At 36.9% G+C, this 25,506-nt stretch carries 21 protein-coding genes, 1 tRNA gene and 1 other annotated feature; of the genes, 4 read left to right on the plus strand and 18 right to left on the minus strand.

The annotated features are described in order from the left end of the window. Positions 1-27 precede the first annotated feature (27 nt). The 12 genes from AB3I72_RS09230 to AB3I72_RS09285 all read right to left on the minus strand — a co-directional run bounded on the left by AB3I72_RS09230 (position 28) and on the right by AB3I72_RS09285 (position 14,758). Positions 28-945 carry a hypothetical protein gene (locus AB3I72_RS09230; protein ID WP_368023852.1) on the minus strand — a complete coding sequence of 306 codons (918 nt, stop codon included), beginning with the start codon at positions 943-945 and terminating at the stop codon, positions 28-30. Positions 946-1,300: 355 nt separating this feature from the next. Then, the gene (nhaC, locus tag AB3I72_RS09235; protein ID WP_002363118.1) at positions 1,301-2,707 is read right to left on the minus strand and encodes a Na+/H+ antiporter NhaC; all 1,407 of its coding nucleotides are present in this window, start codon (positions 2,705-2,707) and stop codon (positions 1,301-1,303) included. A 124-nt stretch (positions 2,708-2,831) separates the two neighbouring features. Next, positions 2,832-4,250: a tyrosine-tyramine antiporter gene (gene tyrP / locus AB3I72_RS09240; protein ID WP_002355453.1), complete on the minus strand. Its 1,419-nt coding sequence runs from the start codon at positions 4,248-4,250 to the stop codon at positions 2,832-2,834. A 202-nt stretch (positions 4,251-4,452) separates the two neighbouring features. Continuing rightward, positions 4,453-6,315, minus strand: coding sequence for a tyrosine decarboxylase (tdc, locus tag AB3I72_RS09245; RefSeq protein WP_002355450.1), 1,863 nt, complete (start codon positions 6,313-6,315; stop codon positions 4,453-4,455). Between the two features lie 298 nt (positions 6,316-6,613). Further along, positions 6,614-7,870 carry a tyrosine--tRNA ligase gene (tyrS, locus tag AB3I72_RS09250; protein ID WP_368023853.1) on the minus strand — a complete coding sequence of 419 codons (1,257 nt, stop codon included), beginning with the start codon at positions 7,868-7,870 and terminating at the stop codon, positions 6,614-6,616. A gap of 191 nt (positions 7,871-8,061) precedes the next feature. Next, positions 8,062-8,276, minus strand: a binding site (T-box leader). Between the two features lie 291 nt (positions 8,277-8,567). Then, complete coding sequence (cls, locus tag AB3I72_RS09255; RefSeq protein ID WP_002361214.1) at positions 8,568-10,013, minus strand: cardiolipin synthase; 1,446 nt, start codon at positions 10,011-10,013, stop codon at positions 8,568-8,570. Between the two features lie 166 nt (positions 10,014-10,179). After that, a complete protein-coding gene (locus tag AB3I72_RS09260; protein ID WP_002382933.1) occupies positions 10,180-10,662 on the minus strand; it encodes a VOC family protein in 483 nt (160 codons plus the stop codon). Between the two features lie 22 nt (positions 10,663-10,684). After that, positions 10,685-11,560, minus strand: a complete 876-nt coding sequence (locus AB3I72_RS09265; protein ID WP_368023854.1) for an aldo/keto reductase — start codon at positions 11,558-11,560, stop codon at positions 10,685-10,687. 278 nt (positions 11,561-11,838) lie between these two features. After that, positions 11,839-11,912 (minus strand) — tRNA-Lys (locus AB3I72_RS09270). Between the two features lie 81 nt (positions 11,913-11,993). Then, complete coding sequence (locus AB3I72_RS09275) at positions 11,994-12,131, minus strand: hypothetical protein (protein WP_002355364.1); 138 nt, start codon at positions 12,129-12,131, stop codon at positions 11,994-11,996. Between the two features lie 6 nt (positions 12,132-12,137). Further along, a complete protein-coding gene (feoB, locus tag AB3I72_RS09280) occupies positions 12,138-14,288 on the minus strand; it encodes a ferrous iron transport protein B (RefSeq protein ID WP_368023855.1) in 2,151 nt (716 codons plus the stop codon). Beyond that, on the minus strand, positions 14,285-14,758 hold the full coding sequence (locus AB3I72_RS09285) for a FeoA family protein (protein WP_086281343.1): 474 nt from the start codon (positions 14,756-14,758) through the stop codon (positions 14,285-14,287). Before AB3I72_RS09285 ends, feoB begins: the two co-directional genes overlap by 4 nt. Positions 14,759-15,271: 513 nt before the next feature. Here AB3I72_RS09285 and AB3I72_RS09290 point away from each other — a divergent pair. The 4 genes from AB3I72_RS09290 to nrdF all read left to right on the plus strand — a co-directional run bounded on the left by AB3I72_RS09290 (position 15,272) and on the right by nrdF (position 19,181). Next, positions 15,272-15,496, plus strand: a complete 225-nt coding sequence (locus tag AB3I72_RS09290) for a redoxin NrdH (protein WP_002355360.1) — start codon at positions 15,272-15,274, stop codon at positions 15,494-15,496. Position 15,497: 1 nt separating this feature from the next. Then, positions 15,498-15,875 (plus strand): class Ib ribonucleoside-diphosphate reductase assembly flavoprotein NrdI, encoded by a 378-nt coding sequence (nrdI, locus tag AB3I72_RS09295; RefSeq protein ID WP_002355359.1) that lies wholly within the window; start codon positions 15,498-15,500, stop codon positions 15,873-15,875. Further along, positions 15,856-18,015 carry a class 1b ribonucleoside-diphosphate reductase subunit alpha gene (gene nrdE, locus AB3I72_RS09300; RefSeq protein ID WP_368023856.1) on the plus strand — a complete coding sequence of 720 codons (2,160 nt, stop codon included), beginning with the start codon at positions 15,856-15,858 and terminating at the stop codon, positions 18,013-18,015. The genes nrdI and nrdE overlap by 20 nt, the downstream gene beginning before the upstream one ends. Before the next feature lie 200 nt (positions 18,016-18,215). Beyond that, positions 18,216-19,181 (plus strand): class 1b ribonucleoside-diphosphate reductase subunit beta, encoded by a 966-nt coding sequence (gene nrdF, locus AB3I72_RS09305; protein ID WP_002355357.1) that lies wholly within the window; start codon positions 18,216-18,218, stop codon positions 19,179-19,181. 39 nt (positions 19,182-19,220) lie between these two features. Here nrdF and AB3I72_RS09310 read toward each other — a convergent pair whose 3' ends face one another. From AB3I72_RS09310 to dapF, 6 genes are all read right to left on the minus strand, one after another. Next, positions 19,221-20,507, minus strand: a complete 1,287-nt coding sequence (locus AB3I72_RS09310) for a YgcG family protein (protein ID WP_368023857.1) — start codon at positions 20,505-20,507, stop codon at positions 19,221-19,223. Between the two features lie 45 nt (positions 20,508-20,552). Next, the gene (locus tag AB3I72_RS09315; protein ID WP_002385314.1) at positions 20,553-21,122 is read right to left on the minus strand and encodes a LemA family protein; all 570 of its coding nucleotides are present in this window, start codon (positions 21,120-21,122) and stop codon (positions 20,553-20,555) included. Positions 21,123-21,421: 299 nt separating this feature from the next. Beyond that, positions 21,422-22,123 (minus strand): MgtC/SapB family protein, encoded by a 702-nt coding sequence (locus tag AB3I72_RS09320; protein ID WP_002355354.1) that lies wholly within the window; start codon positions 22,121-22,123, stop codon positions 21,422-21,424. Between the two features lie 95 nt (positions 22,124-22,218). Beyond that, a complete protein-coding gene (gene nagB / locus AB3I72_RS09325) occupies positions 22,219-22,920 on the minus strand; it encodes a glucosamine-6-phosphate deaminase (RefSeq protein WP_002355352.1) in 702 nt (233 codons plus the stop codon). 129 nt (positions 22,921-23,049) lie between these two features. After that, on the minus strand, positions 23,050-24,258 hold the full coding sequence (locus AB3I72_RS09330; protein WP_002383706.1) for an LCP family protein: 1,209 nt from the start codon (positions 24,256-24,258) through the stop codon (positions 23,050-23,052). Positions 24,259-24,407: 149 nt separating this feature from the next. Then, positions 24,408-25,388, minus strand: coding sequence for a diaminopimelate epimerase (dapF, locus tag AB3I72_RS09335; protein WP_002361202.1), 981 nt, complete (start codon positions 25,386-25,388; stop codon positions 24,408-24,410). Between the last annotated feature and the right edge of the window lie 118 nt (positions 25,389-25,506).

A 25,506-nucleotide genomic window follows, 5' to 3' on the forward strand; every position in this document is an offset into this window, starting at 1 on the left:
CATTGTCGCACGCTTTCTTTTTATTAATTACATTGATGTTGCCATCTTCACTGCTTGAATTGGGTCAAAATGATGGACAGAGTAAACGACTGTACCGGCTTGCCAAACTACTGAGTTTCGATTATAGTCAGTGGTTTCTGCCACGTTCAGTGTGATTTGACCAACGGTATTCGGTGCTGGCAACGTTTCTTGTTCCAAAATGTTGACAACATTTTTCGCTAAATCATCAGGCGATTCACCATTGATATTTGAGGCCCGTACGACTAAACTCCAATTGCCTTCTTGCCAAGATAAGTAACTAGAACCTGCCGCCCCTTGTTTATACCCAGTAATATTGTAACCTAAATCTACTGGTTGACCGCCATTGTCAATGATTTGGTTCACTGCATTTTTTGCTTCGGCATCAGAGCCATATGTTTTTTTCTCAAAAGAACTAATTGGCGTTAACTGATTGACACGTGCATCATTCACTGGAATCGCTTCTTTTTCTGCATAATATAAAACACGGAAATTGTTTTGATCCGCTTGTGAAGTTGTCGCTGCAGTTAAAAAGTTATTCGTTTGACTCGTTAAAATTGCCTGCGGTAAGCCTTGACCAGGAAACATGTTTGCTAGCTGGTTAAGCACTTGCTTGGCTTGGTCATCTGGATTCGCATTTTTCGCTGGTGATTGTTTTACTGCTGAGCCATTATTTGTCGCTTCCTTCGTAGAAGAAGCTGTTGCTTTCGAATCAGCTGTCGTTGTTCCTGACGGTTTCGCATCACTAGATTTTGTTGCTGCTTTGCTACTTGATTCTTTTGTAGCAGATGCTTTTGTACTCTCGACTGTGGTACTTTCCGCAGCACTGGAACGACTATCCGTATTTTCTGTACTTTTTCCGCCGCCGCATGCTGCTAAAGCAAGGGTTAAAAGAAAAGCACTAGAAATAAGCCCTATCTTTTTCATAAGAATTCCTCCTTGTTTTACCTACCCCTATTGTACCTTAATCATGTGTATCCGTCACTTGTTTGTGTTTCGTTCTAGTTGGTTTAAATAACAGAAAGTGGACGGTAGGATTCGAACCTACACCTCAACATTGAGCAAGAATAAACTACTGTTAGTCTCTATGAGTTTAACACCACGTTCATCCACCTATTTGATTGATCCTTTGTATCATAACTTAGAATAATTAAATTGCCTTTAAGGAGCTTCAAAGATTATATGAAGAATTGTAAAAAATCTGTGACGAAAAAACGATTGAACCAATCAGCAGAGACACTGAGGTTCAATCGTAACCAATTGTTTAATTATCTGAAAAAACTCACAATTCAACGTTAGTCCCTGGTGCTTTTTTGTTTTCCCCTTGTTGTTTTTTTAAGAATATCCCCAGAATGACGGTAATAATAGGGCAAAGCAATGGGAAAAAGGCATACGGTAAGTATTCTAGTGCACCAACTTTTAACGTTCCCATAATGAAGGTACCACTAACTCCCCAAGGAATTAACGAGTTGACTGCCGCCCCAGCATCTGCCAAAGTACGAGTTAAATATTTTTTATCAATACCTAAACGAGTAAATGAGGATTTAAATGTTTCCCCTGGTAAAATAATTGACAAATATTGTTCGCCAACTAGTAAGTTAATTCCCACAGAACTTAAGGCAGTTAAAGCGATTAATTTGGCTGGATTATTCACATAGCCTTTAATTTTATCAATTAAAGTAGCCACGATGTTAAACTTAATCAACAAGCCGCCTAAACCTAATGCCAAAATAATCAACGCAGCAGAACCTAACATGCTTTCAATCCCACCACGAGATAAAAGTGTATCAATACTTTGATCCCCTGTATCTGCCACATAACCACTCATTAAGATGGTAGAAACTTTCGCTAAACTTAGGTGATGATCATTTATAAAAGCTAAGATGACCGCCACTGTAGAGCCGACTAGTAACGTTGGAATAGCCGGTACCTTTTTCCAGGCGAATAAGAATAAAACCGCTACTGGCAACAATGTAATCGGTGAAATCCAGAATCCTTGATGTAACGTTTGGACCATTGCATCAACCGATTGTAAATCCGCCGAGCCAGATTGATGTCCCAAGAAGATATAGCCGACAATCGAAATAATAAACGCCGGAATAACAGTGTACATCATGTTTAGTATATGTTCAAAAAGGTTCACGCCACCAATTCCAGCAGCTAAGTTTGTTGTATCAGATAATGGTGAAATGTTGTTCCCCAAAAAGGCACCTGAAACAACTGCGCCAGCTGTCATCGCATTGTCGAATCCAAGAATATGTCCAATACCTAGAAAGGCAATCCCCATAGTTGAAACAGTCGTAAAGGAGCTCCCTACCGTCACACCAACTAGTGCACAGACCACAAAAACGGTTGGTAAGAAGAACTTCACTGAGATAATTTTAAAACCATAGACCATAATTGTTGGAATCGTCCCAGACAAGATCCAAGTAGCAACTAAGACACCTATCAACAAGAAAATAATAATCGGAATGATCCCTGGTTTAATCCCTTCCACAATGCCTTCGTGGATTTCATCCCAAGAAAATCCTTTCCATTTGCCATAAAGCAACAACAACATGAATACAAAAAGAATCGGTATGTGAGGGGTTAATTTTTGACCAATAATTAAGTACCCGAGAATCGCTAACAAGGCAATCAAAATGCCTAAACTTTCAGCGAACGAAACAGTGGGTTTCGTTGATTTCATATGAAAACCTCCTTTTATGGAAAGCGAAAACTGAAGCAATAATCGAACTTGCTTCAGTTTCCAAACGACAATTTACTATAGTCATCAGATGAAGAGGCACTCAGCAAAATAATTGCTAGCCTTTTTATTCACCTAAATCTTCTTTTACTTCCGTTGCCCAACTTGCTTTTTTAAAGCGATTAATGATTAACGGAATCACAAACATGACAATAGTGATTAATGCAACTAAGACTGCATCAGTCACGGTTGTTGTACCTAATGTGGCGAAAATAACAATGATAACACTAAAAATTAACATTGCTGCCACTAAATAAGCTAAGCCATTACCTTTTTTACCAATTCGGTAAGGACGTAGTGTATCTGGTTGAGATTTACGTAATTTAATTAGGGAAATCGCAATCAATACATACACAATACTATAAATAATTGTTGTTGCATTTGTTAAAGTTAAGAATACAGCGTTGACATCATCCATTACCCCATAAAGTAAAGCGAATAATGAGATAACCACAGATTGTGTTAACACAACGTTACGAGAAACGCCATATTTATTTTCGCGATGGAAACCAAATTTTGGTGGCAATAAGCCATCACGAGCAACTTGAATAATTGTTTTTGATGGTCCAGTAACCCAAGCAGATAATTGTAATAACACACCTAAGAAGACCATGAAACTAAAGATATTACCAATAATTGTTGGTAAACCTAAAACGTCACAATAAAGCAAAATTGGTTGTGTAATGTTAGACAATTCCATTTTGCCATTTGGAACAATATTAGCAACAAACATTGCATTAATAACGTTTAATAAAACTAAACCAATTAATGAAATGAAAACGCCTTTTGTATAATTTTTTGTTGCATCTTTCAAACGAGGAATATAAACAGAAGACATTTCAATCCCAACAAAGATAAACGCAATCCCTGCTAGATATTTAAATGTGTCCATATTTTCTAAGTTTGGTAAAACTTTTGACCAAGAGAAGGCACCTAAATAGCCACCAGGTGTTAAGCCTACTTTAATCATTGAAAGAAGACCTAAAACAAACATAACTAATACTGGGATGTAAACACCTAGCCAAACACCAATATTTCCGCCAACTTTCGCCATGTCAAATTTCAAGTTCAAGATTGTAATAATCCAGTAAATCACTAAGATACAACCTAATACGAACCAATGATTTTCACCTAAGTGAACATTACCAAATGTATTACCTAGCAAAGGGCCTAATGTAGAAGCAACCATTACCATTCCTGGGAACATTTGCACCCATAGTAACCAAGCGACAACAAAACCCCATTTGCTACCTAAGGCAGTTTTAACCCAAAGTTGAGGGCCACCTTCTTGAGGAAGCATCGTAGATAATTCACCAGATATCAATGCGATTGGACCAGCAAAGAATAAGACCGCGAAAATTGTGTAAGAAATTAATGTCCAACCAACAGCAGCAAGTGTTGGGATACTACGTACAGTTGCACACAATGCCATTGTTAAACCGATAAAAGTACCTAATTCAATTTTTTTAACTTGTTGTTTATCCAATTTTGTACACTCCTTATAAGATTTTGGATAAGGAGCATGAATGACTGTTATACGCTGAGTAAAACAGTCATTCGACTGCCTCTTACCCAGACAAAGAATTGGTTAAGAGGTTAGCCGTCTGATTGATTTATCTCTTAAATAAATCAATCAGACGAACGTTCCCTCATTCGGTTACCATTTCTTTTTTCCGTTTAAGATTCAATTATTTTACGTCGTAAATTTGTTCTAATTTTTCTTGTAAAGCAGCTTGAATCTTAGGAGCGTAAACATCAAATTCTTCTTTATCGTTCATGTATGGAGTCATTACAGCAGCACGTAACACAGTTACTTTACCTGCACGGTTCCATTCTTCGTCACTAAATCCTAAGCTGTTTACAAATTTTAATGGGCTGTTGCCATAATCTGGAATAGCAAAGTCAGTATGTGAAGTAATGAATTCGTTGTTGTAAATATTTCCTTTAACGTATGATGCATAGTCATATACATCATGGTTTAATTTGTTCATTGCTACTAAATCATCGTTGCCTTTTTCTTTAAACACATAGTCAACCATGTTGAAGTCTGGATGAGTTAATGTGTGGACTTCGATTTCTTTGTCGCCAACTTTGAATGTTAAATCATTCAAGAAGTTATAGAAATGATGTGATCCTTCAATTGAAGCACCAATTAATTTACCATAACCTGCAACGTTTAAAGGTAAAACGTGATGTGCAGCCCATACAGAAGCAGCTGTTGCACCAGCTTTTGAACCTTCAAGGATATAAGCACCTAGTAACGCAGGAATATCGGCACCTTTTTCAAATACGTAAGTTGCGAAGTAAGAAATAACGTCGCGCATACGGATATCTTGGATAACGATACCACCAGCTGAATAAGGGATATAACCCATTTTATGAGGGTCAATTGTTACTGATTCTGCTAATTCGATTGCTTTATATGCATCATACACTTCTCTTGAAATGTGTTCTTTTTTCTCTTTGAAGACACCGTATTCTTCGTGAACATCTTGTAAATCTTCGTAAGGGATGAAGTTGTTGTCTTCGTCTAAGAAGATGGCACGTCCATAACCACCATAAGCAGCATCAACGTGTACATAATAGTAAATACCGTCTTTCATTAATTCATCGCGTAAAGCAATAATTTTATCGATTGAGTCAACGGCACCTTCTTCAGTAGAACCAACTACACCGACAACACCTAGCACTGGAATTTGTTCTTCTGCTAAGCCACGAACGATTTTTTCTAATTCGTTGATATCCATACGGTAGTTATGGTCAACTGGTACTGGGATAACTTGATCTAAACCGATACCGATAATATCAGCAGCTTTTAACCAAGAATAGTGTTTAGTTTGTGGGACTAACCATTTACCGATTGCTTGTAAATGTTTACCTGAACGAGCTGAATGAGCTTTGATTTCATCAATTTCATCTTCAGCTGATTCTAATAAGTCCATAATTTCTTTTGTTGGCATGTTCAATAGTTCCCAATCTGATTTGCCAGCAACTAATTCTGGTTTTACTTCTTTCATAGCAAATGGTAATGATTTAATGTTACGGGCATACCATAAGCCTTCTAAGTTAGCTAAAGAACCATCAGCAACGATGTGTCCCCAACCATTTTTGTAACTCATTAAGTGAGCAAATTCATGTCCTACTTCTTCTTCCATTTGAGAAGTTGCTGGAGAAGATTCATAGGCAACGTTGTTCCCGTTCCATAGCATTGCAAAGTTATAAGCTAATAGAGAAGGCATTAATGTTTCTGAGTTCATATGTCCCCAATATCTACCTGCTGTATGCCATGGAACTGAATGTGTACGCATGCGAGAAGAGATTTCATTCAATACATCTTTCATATGGTTGACAGTTTTTTCGTAGCTTTCAGATGTGCGTTCTTGAGAAGAGATAACTGGCATGTCTTGTGGCATGTAGTTTTGACGCCATCCTAAATGTTCATCTACTAAGTCGATCAACAAGTCTTTATATAATTGTCCGTTTTCGGCTTTGTCCCCAATGAATAGTGCATTAAGGTTCATTTCGCCTTTTGCTAATTTTTCGTTTTTCATACGAAAATTCCTCCTTACAAATTTTAATGAATTAGATTTTGCATTCACAACTTACACCCAAACGGCTAAAGTGTAAAGAAGAAAAATAACAATGGTTATCATAGCTCTTTAATTTTATAATTTTTTCACAAGGTGTCTTGTCAGAACCATTATATAAAAAAATAAGAGTGGGATTGTGTGTACAATCCCACTCTTATTAGGTGTATTAACGGTTTCACCACTACCTGTAAGGAGAAATAGAATTTTAACTTTGATCAAATAATCACACGTCTTCTCTTCGTGAAATTATTATCAATTTCTAATCCATTACTTTTGCTAAAAAGTAATTTTTCTTCCCTTTCCGTACAACAACGAATTTTCCATCGAAATGTTGTGTTGGATCGACTGCAAAATCTAAATCGGTAACTCGGTCACCGTTAATACTTATAGCTCCTCCGCTCACATCTTCGCGAGCTTGACGTTTGGATGGTTCGATTTCTGTGTCAACTAACCAATCTACGATGTTTTTAGCATCTTTGGTAATTTCAACAGTTGGCACATGTTCTAAACCTTGCTCGATTTCCTCAATCGTTAAGTCTTTAATGTTGCCTGAGAAAAGAGCTTCTGAAATTTTTTGCGCTTCTTCTAATGCTGCATCATCGTGAACAAATCGTGTCACTTCTTCAGCTAAGCGTCTTTGTGCTTCACGTTTACCTGGTTCTTTTTCAACTTTTTCAGCTAACGCATCGATTTCTTCTTTATCTAAGAAAGTAAAGAATTTCAAGTATTTGATGACATCACGATCATCTTGGTTTAACCAGAATTGGTAGAATTCAAATGGTGAGGTTTTGTTAGGATCTAACCAGATAGTGCCACCCGCTGTTTTCCCAAATTTTGTACCATCTGCTTTTAGCATTAAAGGAATGGTTAACCCGAATACTTTGGCTTCTGGCCCTTCTTTTTTACGAATCAAATCTAATCCTGCAGTGATATTGCCCCATTGATCAGCGCCACCAATTTGCAATTGAATATTATGTTTTTTATGCAATGTGTAAAAGTCAATTGATTGAAGAATTTGGTATGTGAATTCTGTAAAGGAAATGCCACTTTCTAAACGACTAGCGACAATGTCTTTTGCCAACATTGTGTTGACATTAAAGTTTTTCCCGTAATCTCTTAAAAAATCTAATAAAGATAGTTCTGATAACCAATCGTAGTTGTTCACCATTGTTACCTCAGCATCTTTACCAAATAATTTTTTCATTTGATTTGAAAGACTGTCCACATTATGTTGCACAGCTTCCATCGTTTGTAAGACACGTTCAGTTGTTCGTCCACTTGGATCACCAATTGTTCCAGTTCCGCCACCAATTAAAATGTATGGGTGATGACCTGCTAATTGGAATCGTTTCATCATCATAAAAGGAATTAAATGTCCAATATGCATACTATCTCCAGTTGGATCGACACCGCAATATAGCGAAATGCTCGTATTTTCTGTAAGTTCTCTTAATCCTTCTTCGTTTGTTTGTTGATTGATTGCATCACGCCATGCTAGCTCGTCAATGATATTCATGTTATCACCCTCCATATTTATAATTATCTCTTTATAGGAAATCGTTCATTTAAAGAAATAAACGATTAACACACTTGTTTTTACACGATATTACGTGTTTATTTCTATGTATACACGGGTTCACGAAATTTTCTTTGGTCTGCCACGTATTCAAAAAAAGAATACAAAAAATCCCTAAGCCGTCGAAACGACTTAGGGACGAATTTCTCGTGGTACCACCCAAATTTATACATAGTTTAGTTTATTTAAAATACTATATACCTCTTAACAAATAACGCTGTTACCCGTGCCCTGTAGGCAGAAGCTCAAGAATGTAATTCGATAAATAACATGTACTAGTTTCCAGCGCCACTAGCTTTCTGTAACAGTGGTTATTTCTCTACTGCTTTTCTGTCATTGCTTTGTATTTAACTTGTACATGTAGCATATTCCTTTTCGTTTTTTTTGTCAACACTCTTTGCTTAATTTTTTTTACTTTTATAAAAGATGTCCCTTTTTCGCAAAAATAAAATAACAAATTTACAATAAGATTTATTTGTTTTAACAGCAACTAAAGATAAAAAAATAACGAAAAAATTTAAAAAATATTCTTTAAAATTTTTTTGACTTTTTTTGTGATTTTCTATACTTTTATAAAATTCCCGAAGAAAAATGACGAACTTCTGATCCGAAGTTCGTCATTTTGTGAAAAACAGTTTTAAAGAATTGGTGAAAATAATCGTGAAATTTGTTGTTTAAAAATCAACCATTTGGACATGTCGCGAACAACTTCTGGAGTCATTGTTGTACATTTTTTTCGATCTTCTAAGAAAATTGCTTCTAATTGATCAATGATTTTTTTATCATATAACACAGCATTTGCTTCAAAGTTTAATTTGTAACTTCGGATATCTTGATTGGCTGAACCAACTGTGCAGACTTCATCATCCATAATCATTGTTTTCGCATGTAAGAAACCACCGTTATAAATTAAAATTTCAATATTTTCTTTCATCAACAAGCGCCCGTAATACTGTGTTGCTCGATAAATAAACGGATGGTCGGGCTTATCTGGAATCATAATTTTAACATCTACTCCTGAAGCCGCAGCAACCTTTAAAGCCGCCAAGACACTATCATCAGGAACTAAATACGGCGTTTGAATCCAGACTCTTTTCTTGGCAGAAGTAATCAATTTAATAAAGGCCAATTTAATTTGTTCACGGTCACTATTAGGACCACTGGCAATCATTTGAATGGATGTATTTGCCTCTGGCACCAACGCTTCAAGTTTAAAGAAATAATCCAATTGATACGCCACACGATTTTTCTCGGGGGAAGAGACGTTCCAATCCATTAAAAAACGCATTTGCAGTAATGAGGCTGCTGGCCCTTGAATCCGTAAATGTGTATCCCGCCAATAGCCAAACTTTTTAGTCGTCCCGGCATATTGATCGGCAACATTAAAGCCGCCAATGTAGCCTACTTTCCCATCAATAACAACAATTTTCCGGTGATCATGATAATTCAAACGAAACTTCAAGAGTGCTTTTTGAGAAGTAATAAACGTTTGGACAAAACCGCCGTTTTTTTTCAATTCATTCAAATGATGAACCTTGGTGCCCTTTGAGCCAAAGGCATCGTAAAGCAACCGCACTTCAACCCCTTCAGCCGCCTTTTCTTCTAATAAGTTCAAAATTTTGGTACCGATATGATCCGTTACAAAGGCATAATATTCAATATGAATGGAGTGCTGAGCTTTTTTTATGTCCGCCATCAACGCATTGAATTTTTCCGTACCATCCGTAAAAATTTCAACATCATTTTTCTTAGTCAGAGGCATCCTATTTAACGAGGAAAAAAAGTCTGTAAACTGTTGTTGCTCCTCCGTCGGCATCTTTTGACTATAAAGTTCAAAACTTTCTTCTTGGAAATTCTGGAAATTCTCTAATTCCCGTAAATCACTTTGTTGCAAATAAAATTTCTTTTTGTCGGTTAAACCTCGACCAAAGAATAAATATAAGAAAAAACCAAAAACGGGTAGAGCAATCAGTACGAGTAGCCATGCCCAAATTGCTGCTACATCTCGAGGTTTTAACAAAATGGTAATTCCCGCAATAATTGCATTAATAAAATAAATAACTGTTAAGACGCTAAGAATCAATTGTCTTCCTCCTTTATTTGTTATGTTTTAGTATACCATCAATTACGGATTTGGAATATCTTTTCTTTAGCTGCTTCTGTCTAAAAAAATAAAAAGAACCCCTCATTCTAGTTACTGGTACTAGAATGAGGGGGGCTTTTTGATGTTTGTTTGAAAGTCCTTTAACTTAATTTCGTGTAAATGGACCTTTAGGAGCAATCAATTCTAAATTTGTACCATCTGGATCGGTAAAGTAAGCGACCCCTGTACCAAAACCGCTCTTCAAGCCATCTTCTTCTTGGAATGTAATCGGCTCTCCATCAGGTTCTACGCCAATCGCTCTTAAACGTGCAACAGCTGCATCAATATCTTCCACTTCGAAACACAGATGCATTGCACTAATTTGTTCGTTGGAATAAGAAGCTTTTTCTGATTTTGGTTTAACATATTCTAATAAATCAATATTGATGTTTTCTAGATGCACATTAGCATACTTGATTAATGTATCATCTAACCCTTGTGTTTGGGCCATCCGTTTTCCACCAATTTCATCACGATTTGCGATTTTTGTTCCTGTTAATGCTTCATAAAACTTCACTGATTCATCCAAATTACTGACTGTAATCCCCACGTGGTTGACTACTGAAAAACCTTTAACTGCTTCACTCATTGTATCTCCTCCTAGTTAATTTTTAGAAATCAAACGTGTCTGGATCTGGTCCCACACGTAACGATTCATTCAATTGGTTAATTTGTGCCATTTCTTCTGCACTTAGTTCAAAATCAAAGACCGCTGCATTGCTAATCATCCGTTCTTTGTGGACAGATTTCACGGCTAATAAGATATCTTGTTGAATATCCCAACGTAAAATCACTTGCGCTGCTGATTTATTATGTTTCTCAGCAATCGCCAAAATGGTTTCATTCGATAATAATTGACCTTGCATCAATGGTGACCAAGCTTGGACTTTGATATCATGTTTTTCACAGAAATCACGCACTTCTTTTTGATCCAATTTTGGATGTAGTTCCACTTGGTTAATTACCGGAACAACTTTTGCATAAGAAAGTAAATCTTCTAAATGATGAACTTGGAAGTTGCTGACACCAATTGCTTTCACTTTTCCTTCGGCGTATAAAGTTTCTAAAGCTTGCCATGATTCTTTGTAAGAATTATTTCCTGGCCAATGAATTAAATACAAATCTAAATAATCTAAACCTAAACGTTCCAAACTATCATTGAAAGCTTGAATTGTTTCATCATAGGAAATATGCGCGTTCCAAACTTTCGAGGTAACAAATAAGTCCTCACGGTTCAAACCAGTTGCCGCTAAGCCTGCTTTAATTCCCGCTCCTGTGCCAGATTCATTGCCATAGATTTGCGCTGTATCGATTAAACGATAACCATTGATAATCCCTTCTTCGACCACTTTTGCTGTCTCTTCATCTGGTATTTGGAATACCCCGAGACCCATTCCTGGAATTTTAGTGCCGTTGTTTAATGTTACTGTATCTGCTAGTGATGTAATCATTTGATTCGCTCCTTTAACGTTTTCTGATATCATCATATACCGTGCCGTACATGCTGTATAGTACGTACTTTTTCGTTTCATAGGAACCAAAAAGTGCGCTTTTTGGTAAATTCGCTTTTTTAGCCTGAAAAATTTTTAACTTTTTTTATATAACGCACTTTTTCTATCTTCTAAGCGTAGCATTCTTTAAATGATTTAACTAGTATATCTCTCACGACACTCGACATTTTATGTAAAAAAAGAGAACGCGTACTCCGTCTTCGAAACGTCCTAAGACGCCGACAGAATACCGTTCTCGTGGGTTTGGCACCCAATGGGGGCATAGGGATTCGAACCCTAGACCCTCTGATTAAGAGTCAGATGCTCTAACCAACTGAGCTATGCCCCCGTTGTATAAAATGGCTTTTCAGCTACCTCAATATTGTAGCACTCCGCTATTATTTATACAAGAGGGAATTTTTTTCAGTTGTTATTCTTGTGAAGATTGTTCTTTTTTTACAGGACAAGCTGTTTGACAATCTTCACAACTTTCCCCTTTTTTGATTCGTCGATAGGTGATGATTCCTGCTGTTCCAAAAATTAAAATGGATAAAATAATTGTTGCCATCCGTTATTACCCTCTTTCTAAAGAAGTGATTGCTTGGACACTTTCTTTGCCTGGCTTTGGTTTTCTTATAAGGAAATAAAATCCAGCTAAAACAACACCCATCGCTAAAAAAGTCCCCAGAGTTAGTGTGCCTTTTTCGACTAACACATGGCCTAATTGATAAATCACAAAACTAACCATATAAGCCAAACCGCATTGATAACCAATGGCTCCTAATGTCCATTTGAGGTCTCCCATTTCACGACGAATTGCGCCAATTGCAGCAAAACAAGGTGCACATAATAAGTTAAAAGTTAAGAACGAATAGGCCGCGACTGGCGTAAAGGTGTGTTGCAATGCGCCCCAGACTTCTACCCCGTTTTCAGAAACATCTTTCACATTGCCAAATAAAATGCCTAAGGTGCCAATAATATTTTCTTTCGCTATCAATCCTGTAATTGTGGCAACTGCCCCTTGCCAATTCCCCCAGCCTAATGGGATAAATAGCACCGCCAACCCTTTACCTAGAAATGCTAGAATACTTTGACTTTCTGGAACGGGTTGAAACGTCACAGAATAATGGGACATGAACCAAATGAGAATACTGGAAACAAAAATAATCGTACCTGCTTTTTTTACAAATGAGCGACATCGTTCATAGGCATGTCGAACCACACTTCTAAGCTGTGGCAAATGATAGGCGGGAAGTTCCATAATAAATGGTGCTGGATCTCCCGAAAAATGCTTGGTCTTTTTTAAAGCAATCCCTGATAACACAATGGAAGCAACCCCTAAGAAATAAGCAGAGGGCGAGACCCAACTTTGGTTAGGAAAAAATGCACCTGCAATCAGAGCGATAATTGGCAACTTCGCCGAACACGGCATAAAAGTCGTGACCATAATAGTCATTCGCCGATCGCGTTCGTTTTCAATCGTTCGACTAGCCATCACGCCTGGGACCCCACAACCTGTCGCAATTAACATCGGAATAAATGACTTACCAGATAGGCCGAATTTCCGAAACAAGCGATCCATGACAAAGGCAATCCGTGCCATATAGCCACAATCTTCTAAAAAACCTAAACATAAAAACAGGACGGCCAGTTGCGGTAAAAAGCCTAACACAGCCCCAACACCTGCAATAATCCCATCTAAAATTAAACTTTGCATCCATGGCGCTACTTGCCATTGCGCCAACCAATTTCCCACAAATTGAGGAACCCATTCCCCAAAAAAGACATCATTTAACCAGTCTGTTCCCATTATACCAACCGTTTGAATAGATAAGTAATAGACCAACCACATCACAAACGCAAAGATTGGCAACGCCAACCACCGATTGGTTACCACTCGGTCAATCTTATCACTGTGAGTAAATGTCATTTCTGTTTTTTTCGTCGCACACAAAGCAATTAATCGAGCAATAAAGGCATAGCGTTCATTGATGATAATCGCTTCACTTTCATCTTGAAAGATTTTTTCAGTAATTTGAATGACTTCTTCAATTTCTTTTTCTTGAAAAGAACTCAATAATAATTGCTCTTTGGTTCGAACATCTCGTTCAAAAAGTTTTAAACTATACCAACGCTGTTGCGTTTCAGGAACAGTATTCCCTAAAATATCAACAATTTCAGCAAGTGCTGCTTCTAAGCGATTATCATAAGAAGGATAAATAACCTCTGTCTCTATGGCATTCGCTCGCTGCTTACTTTGTTTTAAAGCATGATCCAACCCACGATTCTTCAAAGCACTAATCTCAACGACAGGCACGCCTAAGCCATAACTTAACTTTTCACTATTCAATGTTTGGCCGTTTTTTTCCAACAAATCCATCATGTTTAACGCACAAACAACCGGTAATCCGGTTTCAATTAATTGTGTTGTTAAATAAAGATTTCGTTCCAAGTTGGTCACATCGAGAATATTCAAAATCACTGAAGGTTGGTCCTCCAAAAGATAATCTCGTGCCACAATTTCTTCAGGCGTATAAGGAGAAAGAGAGTAAATCCCTGGCAAATCTTGAATAATGAGTGTCTTATCTTTCTTTGCCACCCCCTCTTTGCGTTCCACAGTCACCCCTGGCCAGTTTCCAACATATTGGTTGGCTCCTGTTAACATATTGAACGTTGTCGTTTTACCGCTATTAGGGTTACCAGCTAGTGCAATTTGATGAGTCATTCGCTTTCCTCCTTCTCAACCAAGATCAGTTCCGCTTCACTTTTTCGTAACGTTAGTTCGTAACCACGTACATTGATTTCAATTGGATCGGCTAAAGGAGCCACTTTGCGAATAAAAATTACTGTTCCTTTTGTTAAGCCCATGTCCATCAACCGACGTTTCACCGCTCCTTGTCCGTGGATCCCTACTATTGTAGCGCGTTCTCCAACTTTCAAGGTATCCAAGGAGACCCAAACTTTCTCATTCGCCGAGCGCTCCTCCACATGAATCGCTTGTAAAATCGTATCTGTCAGCGCAATTCGACTATTATGTAATAAAACAATACCATTTTGATTCTGATAATTGACAAGGACAACTGATTGGCCTGCAACGACACCTAAATTGTTCAGATGTTTCTTTGTCTGAACATCTGCTTGGACGCTTTCGACTGTATAGACTTTCCCAACTTCTGCCTGCGCTAACGTAATCATTTACTTTCCTCCATGTGAAAAAGTTTCAAACGAAAATGAGAATCGTTCTCAATTAAAAGAATACGCTTGCTTACACGGAAAGTCAATGAATTTCTGGATGTATCTCCTGTTTTCTTCTATTTTCCTTCTATATAGAGACACTTTTTTCAGGTTACCATTTTTGAAAAAAAGTCAGCTCTTGTTTTTTATGTTACTAGCTACTGTAAAATTCCACTCATTCAATAACAAATCCGCTTATTTTTTCTTCTTGTGCCTAACTCAAATGTCAACACAATATTTAGTGTTTTTTCACTAAATGTTCTCTTTCAAAATTTTAATTTTTTTGTTTGTCAAACACTGACCAATGTGTTTTTTCTCCCAAAAACGAGGATTCACGTGTTTTCATTTTTCTTTCAAAAACACAAAAACTAGTATTATGAGAAAAATGCACCACAATATATAGTGTTAAAGTGTTGACTTTTTTCTACATAGATTTATACTAGTCTATGTAGAAAAAAAGAGGAGGAACTTTCAATGAACGTAAAAATCTTTTCAAAAAATAACTGTATCCAATGTAAAATGGCGAAACGTTTCCTAAGTGAAAATAACATCGCTTTTGAAGAAATCAATATCGACGCACAACCAGATGCTATCGACTGGTTAAAAGAACAAGGGTTCCAAAGCGTACCGGTAATCACATCTGAAGCAACAACCGTTGTTGGCTTCCGTCCAGACCAATTAAAACAATTGGCTAGCTAAGATGAAACTTGTTTATTTTTCAGTCACCGGTCAAACAAGGCGCTTTATTAAAAAATTGGATTTGCCTGCTTATGAACTTGAGCCAGCGAATCCTTTTTTTGAAATAAATGAGCCTTTTATTCTTGTCATTCCTACCTATGATGCAGAAATTACAGAGGTAGTGAATGACTTTCTTGATTATAAAAGTAATCAAGAACTGTTAGTTGGTGTAGCTGGTGGGGGCAACCGTAATTTTGCTGAATTATTTGTCTATACCGCCAAAGATATTGCCCGCGATTACCACGTTCCGCTTCTATACTCCTTTGAGTTTAGTGGAACAGACGAAGACGTGGAGACCTTTAAGAAAGTAGTGGAAGAAATTGAGTCTAAAAGAAATTAAAGATGTCAGCTATTTCAAACTGAATAACGAGATTAACCGTCCTGTTGATGGTCAAATCCCTTTAAATAAAGATAAAGAAGCACTCGCAGCCTTCTTTAAAGAAAATGTAGAACCGAATACACGTAAATTCAGCTCTGCTGAAGAAAAAATCAACTTTTTAATGAAAGAAGATTTTATTGAAACTGAATTCATCGAAAAATATTCAATGGACTTTATTGAAAAATTATATGCTTTCTTAGATGAACAACATTTCCAATTCAAGTCTTTCATGGCGGCTTATAAATTTTATTCTCAATACGCTTTAAAGAACAACGCCGGAACAGAGTATTTAGAAACATATGAAGATCGGGTTGCCTTTAATGCCTTGTATTTTGCGGATGGCGATGAAGAGTTGGCTTTAACATTGGCGGATGAAATGATCCATCAACGGTATCAACCAGCCACACCTTCTTTCTTAAACGCTGGGCGTAAACGTCGAGGTGAATTGGTTTCTTGTTTCTTAGTTCAAGTAACAGATGATATGAACAGCATTGGGCGTTCAATTAATTCTGCCCTTCAATTATCACGAATCGGCGGCGGCGTAGGAATTACTCTTTCCAACTTACGTGAAGCGGGCGCACCAATCAAAGGTTATGATGGCGCAGCAAGTGGTGTTGTCCCTGTTATGAAATTATTTGAAGATAGCTTTAGCTACTCTAACCAACTAGGTCAACGTCAAGGTGCTGGTGTGGTTTATCTAAACGTCTTCCATCCAGATATTGAAATGTTCTTATCTGCTAAAAAAGAAAACGCTGATGAAAAAATCCGTGTAAAAACGTTGTCTCTTGGTGTTATTGTTCCAGATAAATTTTACGAATTAACACGTAACAACGAAGATATGTATTTATTTAGTCCTTATAGTGTGGAACGTGAATATGGTGTGCCTTATTCCTATGTAGATATTACCAAAGAATATGATAACCTAGTGGCCAATCCAAACATACGTAAACGTAAAATTAAAGCCCGTGACTTAGAAAATGAAATTTCTAAATTACAACAAGAATCTGGCTATCCTTATATCATCAATATTGATACTGCTAACAAAAACAATCCGATTGATGGCAAGATTATCATGAGTAACTTATGTTCTGAAATTCTTCAAGTTCAAACGCCTTCTGTTATTAATGGGAAACAAGAATATGAAGTTTTAGGAACAGATATTAGTTGTAACTTAGGTTCAACTAACATTGTTAATTTAATGGAAAGTCCTGACTTTGGAAAATCTGTCCGCGCTATGACGCGTGCGTTAACTTTTGTAACAGATGCTTCTAAAATTGATGTCGTGCCAACTATCCAAAATGGAAATCGTTTAAGCCATACAATCGGGCTAGGCGCAATGGGCTTACACACCTTCTTCGCTAAAAATCATATGGAATACGGCTCTGAAGAATCATTAGACTTTACAGACATTTATTTCATGTTATTAAATTACTGGACTTTAATGGAAAGTAACCAAATTGCGAAAGAACGTAACCAAGTCTTCCACAATTTTGAAAAATCAGATTATGCTTCTGGTGCTTACTTCGATAAATATATTGAAGGCAACTTTACACCAAAATTTGATAAAGTGAAAGAAATTTTTAAAGACATTCAGATTCCAACGGCTGAAGATTGGGCTGCGTTACGCGATGCTGTGAAAAAAGATGGTCTTTATCATCAAAATCGTTTAGCCGTAGCGCCAAATGGTTCAATTTCATATATTAATGATACTAGTGCCAGCATTCATCCAATTACTCGCATGATTGAAGAACGTCAAGAGAAGAAAATTGGTAAGATTTACTATCCAGCGCCTTATTTAGCGAATGATACAATCCCTTACTATACTTCTGCTTACGACATGGATATGCGCAAAGTGATTGATGTCTACGCAACAGCGCAACAACACGTTGATCAAGGAATGAGTTTAACCTTGTTTATGCGTTCAGAAATTCCTGAAGGCTTGTATGAATGGAAAGAAACACCAAAACAAACAACCCGTGACTTGAACATTTTACGTCATTATGCGTTCAACAAAGGGATTAAATCAATTTACTATATTCGTACATTTACAGATGATGCTGAAGAAATTGGCAGCAATCAATGTGAGTCTTGCGTGATTTAATGAAAAGCACTTAAATAAGGCGTTCTGCTTGAGCGTCTTATTTTTTAGGAATGTTCTCTTTTTAAACAGGACATTTTCAGATATACTGGACAAAGAAGAACGGCTGCACGCTCCTATTTGGACTCTGTAGAACGTTTTAAGCGAAGAAACGAGACAACTAGTCAAACAGACTGCTGTCCCAGCATACAGGAGGAATAACCATGGCAACGTATTATGAAGCAATTAACTGGAACGCCATTGAAGACGTCATTGATAAATCCACTTGGGAAAAATTAACCGAACAATTTTGGTTAGATACACGGATTCCGTTATCCAATGACTTAGATGATTGGCGGACCCTTTCCGATTTAGAAAAAACTACTGTCGGCTACGTTTTCGGCGGTTTAACTTTATTAGATACTGTTCAATCAGAAAGCGGCATGGATCAACTGAGAAATGATGTGCGGACGCCTCATGAAGAAGCCGTCTTAAATAACATCCAATTCATGGAATCTGTCCATGCCAAAAGTTATTCTTCTATCTTCAGTACATTAAATACAAAAAAAGAGATTGATGATATTTTTGAGTGGACAAATACCAACAAACATCTGCAATATAAAGCAGAACGGATTAACGAAATTTATAAAAACGGCACTCCGTTAGAGAAAAAAATTGCTAGTGTATTTTTAGAAACGTTTTTATTCTATTCTGGGTTCTACACTCCCCTTTACTATTTAGGAAACAATAAACTAGCGAACGTCGCTGAAATTATTAAATTGATTATCCGTGATGAATCAGTGCACGGCACGTATATTGGCTATAAATTCCAATTAGGATTTAATGAATTACCAGAAGATGAGCAAGATAAACTAAAAGACTGGATGTATAATTTACTTTACGAATTGTACGAAAACGAAGAACGTTATACAGAAGAATTATATGATGACTTAGGTTGGACCGAAGAAGTAAAAACCTTTTTACGTTACAACGCCAACAAAGCTCTAATGAACTTAGGTATGGATCCCTTATTTGCGGATACAGCCAATGATGTGAACCCGATTGTAATGAATGGTATTTCGACAGGAACTAGCAACCATGACTTCTTCTCCCAAGTAGGAAATGGCTATTTACTAGGAACGGTTGAAGCCATGAAAGATGATGACTATCTTTACGGTTTAGATAAATAGCAAAAAGCTAGAAACGATTAACGTTTCTAGCTTTTTATTTTACCAACTTCCTGAGGCACCGCCACCGCCGAATGAGCCGCCACCGAATGAACCGCCACTGCCGCTACCAGAACTACTATGATTAGACGGATTGTATTGTGAGTTTAAATAAGCATACGTCAAAACACTACCATCATAACTATATAAAGTATCTCCTACTAATAAACGCCCAAAAGATTGTTTTTTTGCATTTGGATATATACTTAGTAAAGAACCACGCTTAGTGGCACGTCTTATTTTCCCTTTTGTGGCAAATAACGTTGCTCCATTAAGATATAAACAATAAAAAGAAGTCTTTTTCATCTTATTTAATACTTCCTTTGTCTGTTCTGAATTATTTAGGACAGCCTTTGTTGGTAAACAATTCAAATAATCTTGATACATTTTTTTAACAAGTTTTCTTGTTCTTAAAATTTGTAAAATATAAACAGCACAAATGAGCATCCCAGCAATACTTGCCATTAAAAGAACATTTCTTTTCGTTGTGTTAGTGTTTAACTCTGTTTGTATATTTGTTAATTCATTATCCACTTGTGCGGTTTTTGAATTGATTGCAGCCGATACTTGATCAATAATTTTATTGAGACCTGTATTATAATCCTCGTCTCTAAAAGCCTCTTTTACTTCTTCATTATTAATAATATCATCCGCATAGCTATCCGTTAAAATACTCTCTAAGCCATATCCAACTTCCAAGCGAGACTCGCGATCCTCAATTGCCATTAGAAAAACCACACCATTATTTTTTTCACGATCCCCTACACCTAATTGATTAGCAATCTTATTGCTGTAAGATTCAACAGATTCCCCACTAGGTAACGCAGGAACGGTAATAAGCATAAATTGTGCGCCATTCGCATTTTCCAACAATTGTTGATTCAATTGAAACATTTTCTGTTTAAGTTGATTTGAGACAATACCTGCATTATCTGAAACATAGATATTAGCATCATTAATGTTCAACTGCCCATTCGTTCCAGTAATTGTCACTAATTCATTTTCACCAGTTATTTCTTGTTTAGAAAAGTTATTTATTGTTGTCTGGGTTGACGCTTCAGTCATTTTCCCTGCTAAGATATCGTCTCTCTTTTTTTGTAAGGCATGTTGCTTCTCTCTCAGTGCAGTTTGTTTTGCTTCATAGGAGATTCCCTTTCCTTCATGCCAAGCAGCCATTCCTAATATTAAAATCATACTTAAACTAATTACCACAACAATCGTTGTATTCCGCTGATGCTTTTTATAAAACAAACGAACTTTTTCTTGAATTTTTTCGACTTTTTTATCCAACCTTCCTCACTTCTTTCTTTTTAACCCAAATTTTCTATAAATTTTTTATTTAAATTTTACTTGCGGCACTTCTTTTCCCTGCTCTGTCGCAACATAGTTAGTTTTCTTCTCAAATCCTAAAAGTTTTGCAATTATTTTATCAGGGAATTTTGAAATCTGTTGGTTATATGTTTCAACAGCTTGTATATAGTTACGGCGTTCAACAGAAATTCGATTTTCAGATCCTTCTAATTGAGTCATTAAGGTTTTGACATTTTCAGAAGAAGCTAACTTTGGGTAATCTTCATTCAATACTGTAACAAAATTACCTAATCCTTTTTCAATTTGCTCATTTGCTTGCCCTTTTTCAGAAGAAGATTTTGCTCCTGCGTATGCTTTACGTGCTTCCGTTATTTCTTTTAAAACTTCTTTTTCTTGAGTCATACTGCCTTGAACACTACTGACAAGATTCGGAATTAAATCAGCACGTCTTTGCATTACATTCTCTACTTGTGACCATTCTGCTTCGACTTTATTATCTAAAGTAATCAATTGATTATAAGCTTTCATCACAAATGCACCAATAATCACAACGACAACAACAATAATACTAAGAAATTTATTTTTTTTATTCATCTTACTTATCACCTTTCTTTCTAACTCGTAATATAATCATAACTCTTTTGTAATCTTTTTGAAATATTAAACTTAAAAAATCAGTCCTAGGTCCTAGAAGAAAAGAGCGTGGGACAAAAATCACTTTGGATTTTTGTTCCACGCTCAAAACTGATAAACGGCGGGAACAGAACCAAATCCTTCGGAAATAAGCCGAAATTCTCCAAAAATTAAAGAGCAATTTTCGGAAATTCCTTCTTATTTCTCGGAGCTAAACGGTTCTGTCCCGACCTCTTGTCATTAATTATAAATAGATGTTTCTACACATTAATCAATCGTAATTTTGTTACATTATTTGAAACAGATAGATCTTCGATAACATCGGCATACGTTAGGCCTTTAGGCAAATCAATAGTATAGATATTCGTATAGATTTTTGTATCATCCACCCAAGAAACATTGAAGTTCACATCATAAATTTCAATATGTTTTTCTTCAAAATACTGATTAATAAATTCTTTGGTTTCTTGTTTATGTTGATAGCGAATTTCTAATTTTTTGATTGTTGGTACGTGAATAATTCGTTTGACAATGGTTAAGGCAAATAATACACCGATAAAACTTGTTAAGGCAATCGTATAGTAGCCCATGCCCACCGCAATCCCTAAACCAGCAACGGTCCATAGTGACGCGGCTGTCGTCAATCCTGTGACACTTTGTTTCGTTACAATGATGGTTCCAGCACCTAAAAAGCCGATTCCACTTACAACTTGTGCGATCAATCTTGCTTGATCTGAACGAATGACCCCCGTCAAAGCCGGATTAGCTAACGCATCTTTCAATGCATTGATTGCAATTTGCGACTGAATTAACGCAATAATAGCCGCGCCCATACAAACTAAAATGTGAGTGCGCATCCCTGCTGGGCGATTCTTATATTGTCTTTCAAAACCAATTGCTCCACCCATCACCATCGCTAGGACTAACCGTAAAATAATTTCTGGAATTGTTAGCTGTAACATCCTTTTCACCTCTTCTTCTATTACTTCCAGTATAACAAAAAAAGGACTTGAAACATAAGAAAATCCTTATGTTTCAAGTCCTTTTTCATCAACGATTATAATTTACTTGCAGCTGCATCATCAATGATTACAACAACATCTTGATGGTTTTGTAATGCACTTGCTGGCATGTCTGTTGTTACTGGTCCGTCAATCATTCCTTTAATGGCTTCTGCTTTTGCTTCGCCATAAGCCATTAAAATCATTTTTTTACCTTTCATGATTGAGCCAATCCCCATAGAAACAGCACGTGTTGGGACATCTTCTACTTTGTCAAAATAACGTTTGTTTGCGTTGATTGTTGATTCAGTCAACTCAACGACATGTGTTAAGCTATCTAGAGGTGTGCCTGGTTCGTTGAAACCGATGTGTCCATTTTGACCAATGCCTAAGATTTGGATATCTACTGGATGTGCATCGATAATTTTTTCATACTCTGCGGAAGCAGCATCTAAATCTTCTGCTTTACCATTTGGTACAAATGTTTCTTTAAATGGTTTTTTGTCAAATAAGTGTTTGTTCATGAAATAACGGTAACTTTGCTCATCTTCGCCACCTAAACCAACATATTCATCTAAGTTTACAGAAGTCATTTCTGTAAAGTCGACATCACTTGCTGTCATTTCTTTATATAATGTTTCTGGTGTACTACCTGTTGCTAAGCCTAAAACTTTCGCACCATTGTTCATACCTTCTTTAATTAATTCAAACGCTTTTTTGCCGCCTTCTTCTGCATTTGCTACACGGATAATTTGCATTTTGACACGCTCCTTACGGTTTATTTTGGTATAGTCCAATTATAACACCTTCTGAAAAAAATTTCTAGAATAAAAGAAAAAAACTTCTATTTCCATCAGAAATAGAAGTTTTCGAGCTTGTTTAACAGATTAATATTGTGGTGCGTTGGGATCCACATACGTATTTGGATCAGCATAAGCGTTTGGATCTGTGTACGTATTTGGGTCAACGTACGTATTCGGATCATAGGCTCCTTCTGCTGCTTGTTGCGTATTGCCGTTGTATTCTGTTTGACCGGCTGTAGTGTCCGCTGTGCTACTCGAACTAGTAGAGCTATTGGCACTTGAATCACCAGATTCACCAATCAGTGCAGTATCTGTAACAGCATAGCTAAACTGATTATAAAAGGCTAAATCTTTTTCACGTTCAGAAGCATGTTCTTTTAAACCAAGTTGTTTTCTAAGTGTTGTTTGTGTTTTGTATAAACTATTTGGATCTAGGACTTGATAATAAATATCATCAATAGTTGCACTGTATCCTTGTAATTGTTCAGAGTCAATTGTTTTAAAGGCAGACAAATATTTTGATTGGATGTCCATCATATCATCCCAAGTTAAGTCTGTTTTTACGTTGGCTTCAACAGCATCAAGAATTTTTCGATATTTTGAAACACCATCAAAACTCATGACTTTGCGCACTATTTTCTCAACAACTTCTCGTTGGCGGCGTTGACGACCCACATCTCCTTCAGGATCTTCGTGACGCATCCGCGCATAAGCCAAACCTGTCGTGCCATCTAACTTGATTTTACCTGCTGGAACAGTAATACCGTCCAACGTAAATTCACCAATCGTATTATCTACTTCAATACCGCCTACCGCATCAATCAGGTCTTTTAACCCTTTCATATTGATGGATACATAGTGATGGATGGGAATATCCAGTAATTCTTGGACTGTATTAATCGCCATTTCGGCGCCACCAAATGCATAGGCATGGTTCAATTTATCTTGTGTGTCATTTCCAACAATATCTGTTAGAATATCTCTATCCAAACTGATCATTGTGGACTTGTTTTCTTTCGGGTTGATGGTTACAACCATTGTAGTATCTGAACGACCTTGTTCTGTTCGGCCTAAATCGCCTGTGTCAATCCCCATTAAAAGAACAGAGAATGGTTCTTGCGCATCAATATTGGCCGTGGCTCCTTTATTGGACTTACGGTTAACTGATTGATAGATCCCATTAATTGTTGAATTGGCATCTGAATACATCTTAATCCCGTAAGCACATACCCCAGCTACTACCACTAGCAAGACGCTCAAGAAGCCCAGTACTACTTTTTTCCATAGTTTCATAAGACACTTCCTCGTTTATCTAAGAATAATTCTTAATTCATGCCCTTTATTTTCTCATAGTTTGCTTATTCAAGCAATATTTTTTATTTTTTGGAACAAGAACTTAACACAATTGTAAAATAAAAGAGCGCTTTATCAAGGAACAATTGTTATTTTTGAGAAAGTGTTTGCAGAAATTCTTGATAATGTTTCTGTTCATTCGTTTCAGTGATAGTTATTTTCTCAAATGCACCATTTAGTAAATCAGTCAGTGATCCTTCAATCAAATGCGTAATCGTGGCATTCCCAATTAATTCCATCCAATAACTGCCATCTGACGTTTCGTGAACGACTGTTTTCACCATACCCCCAGCATTTTTGACGGTTATTTCTTCATAAAAAACACCATCTTTCAATAACGTATAAAGTAAACTACTTGCGCACATGGCTGTCCCACAAGCACTTGTAAAACCTACACCACGTTCATACGTTCGAACAAATAGTTGATTTTTGCCAAGAATTTCAACAAAACTCACATTTATCCCTTCTGGAAAATATGGATTTTCATTATTTACATAGGTAGCGATTCGTTCAAATTCTGGCCCATTTAAGGTTTCATGATCCACAAATGCTACAAGGTGCGGATTAGGCACTGCTACCGCTGTAAAGCGAATGGTGTTAGATAAGGCTGGTACGATTTCATCAATTAATGTTTGGACCCCTAAATGCATTGGGATAGTCACTGCTTCAAAACTTACTGGCGAAATTTCCACTTGGTAAGTCGCTACTTCTTCAGCTAAATTGGGGGCTTGACGTACTTTCAAATCTGCAAACATTGTTTCAACTGTAAATGATTTTTCTTGGTTTTTTTCAGCTAAATAACGGGCAACCGTACGCAAGCCGTTCCCGCACATGCTTGCTTCACTACCATCGCTGTTAATCACTCGCATTCTAGCATTGGACGTGCCGTGAGTCCCTTCTCCTACCAAAAGTAACCCATCTGCTCCCGCCAATAATCCTGTTTCCCGCGAACATAACTGGATGCGCAATTGCTCAATTTCCTCAGCGGTTAAAGAACGCTCAAACTGTGTCTCATCCAATAAAAAGAAATCATTTTCTGACCCGTGTACTTTTTGCATCATAACATTCATTTTTTTAGCTCCTTCTTTATGTATCCGTTATCTTTCCCTACTTACTTTAGTATGCCATAAACGAACAACTATTTCGACCCTGGATTTGTAAAAGGAAAGAGTCAAATGACAGCCGTCA

The organism is Enterococcus sp. GC34 (assembly GCF_040886645.1).
Lineage (GTDB): Bacteria > Bacillota > Bacilli > Lactobacillales > Enterococcaceae > Enterococcus > Enterococcus faecalis.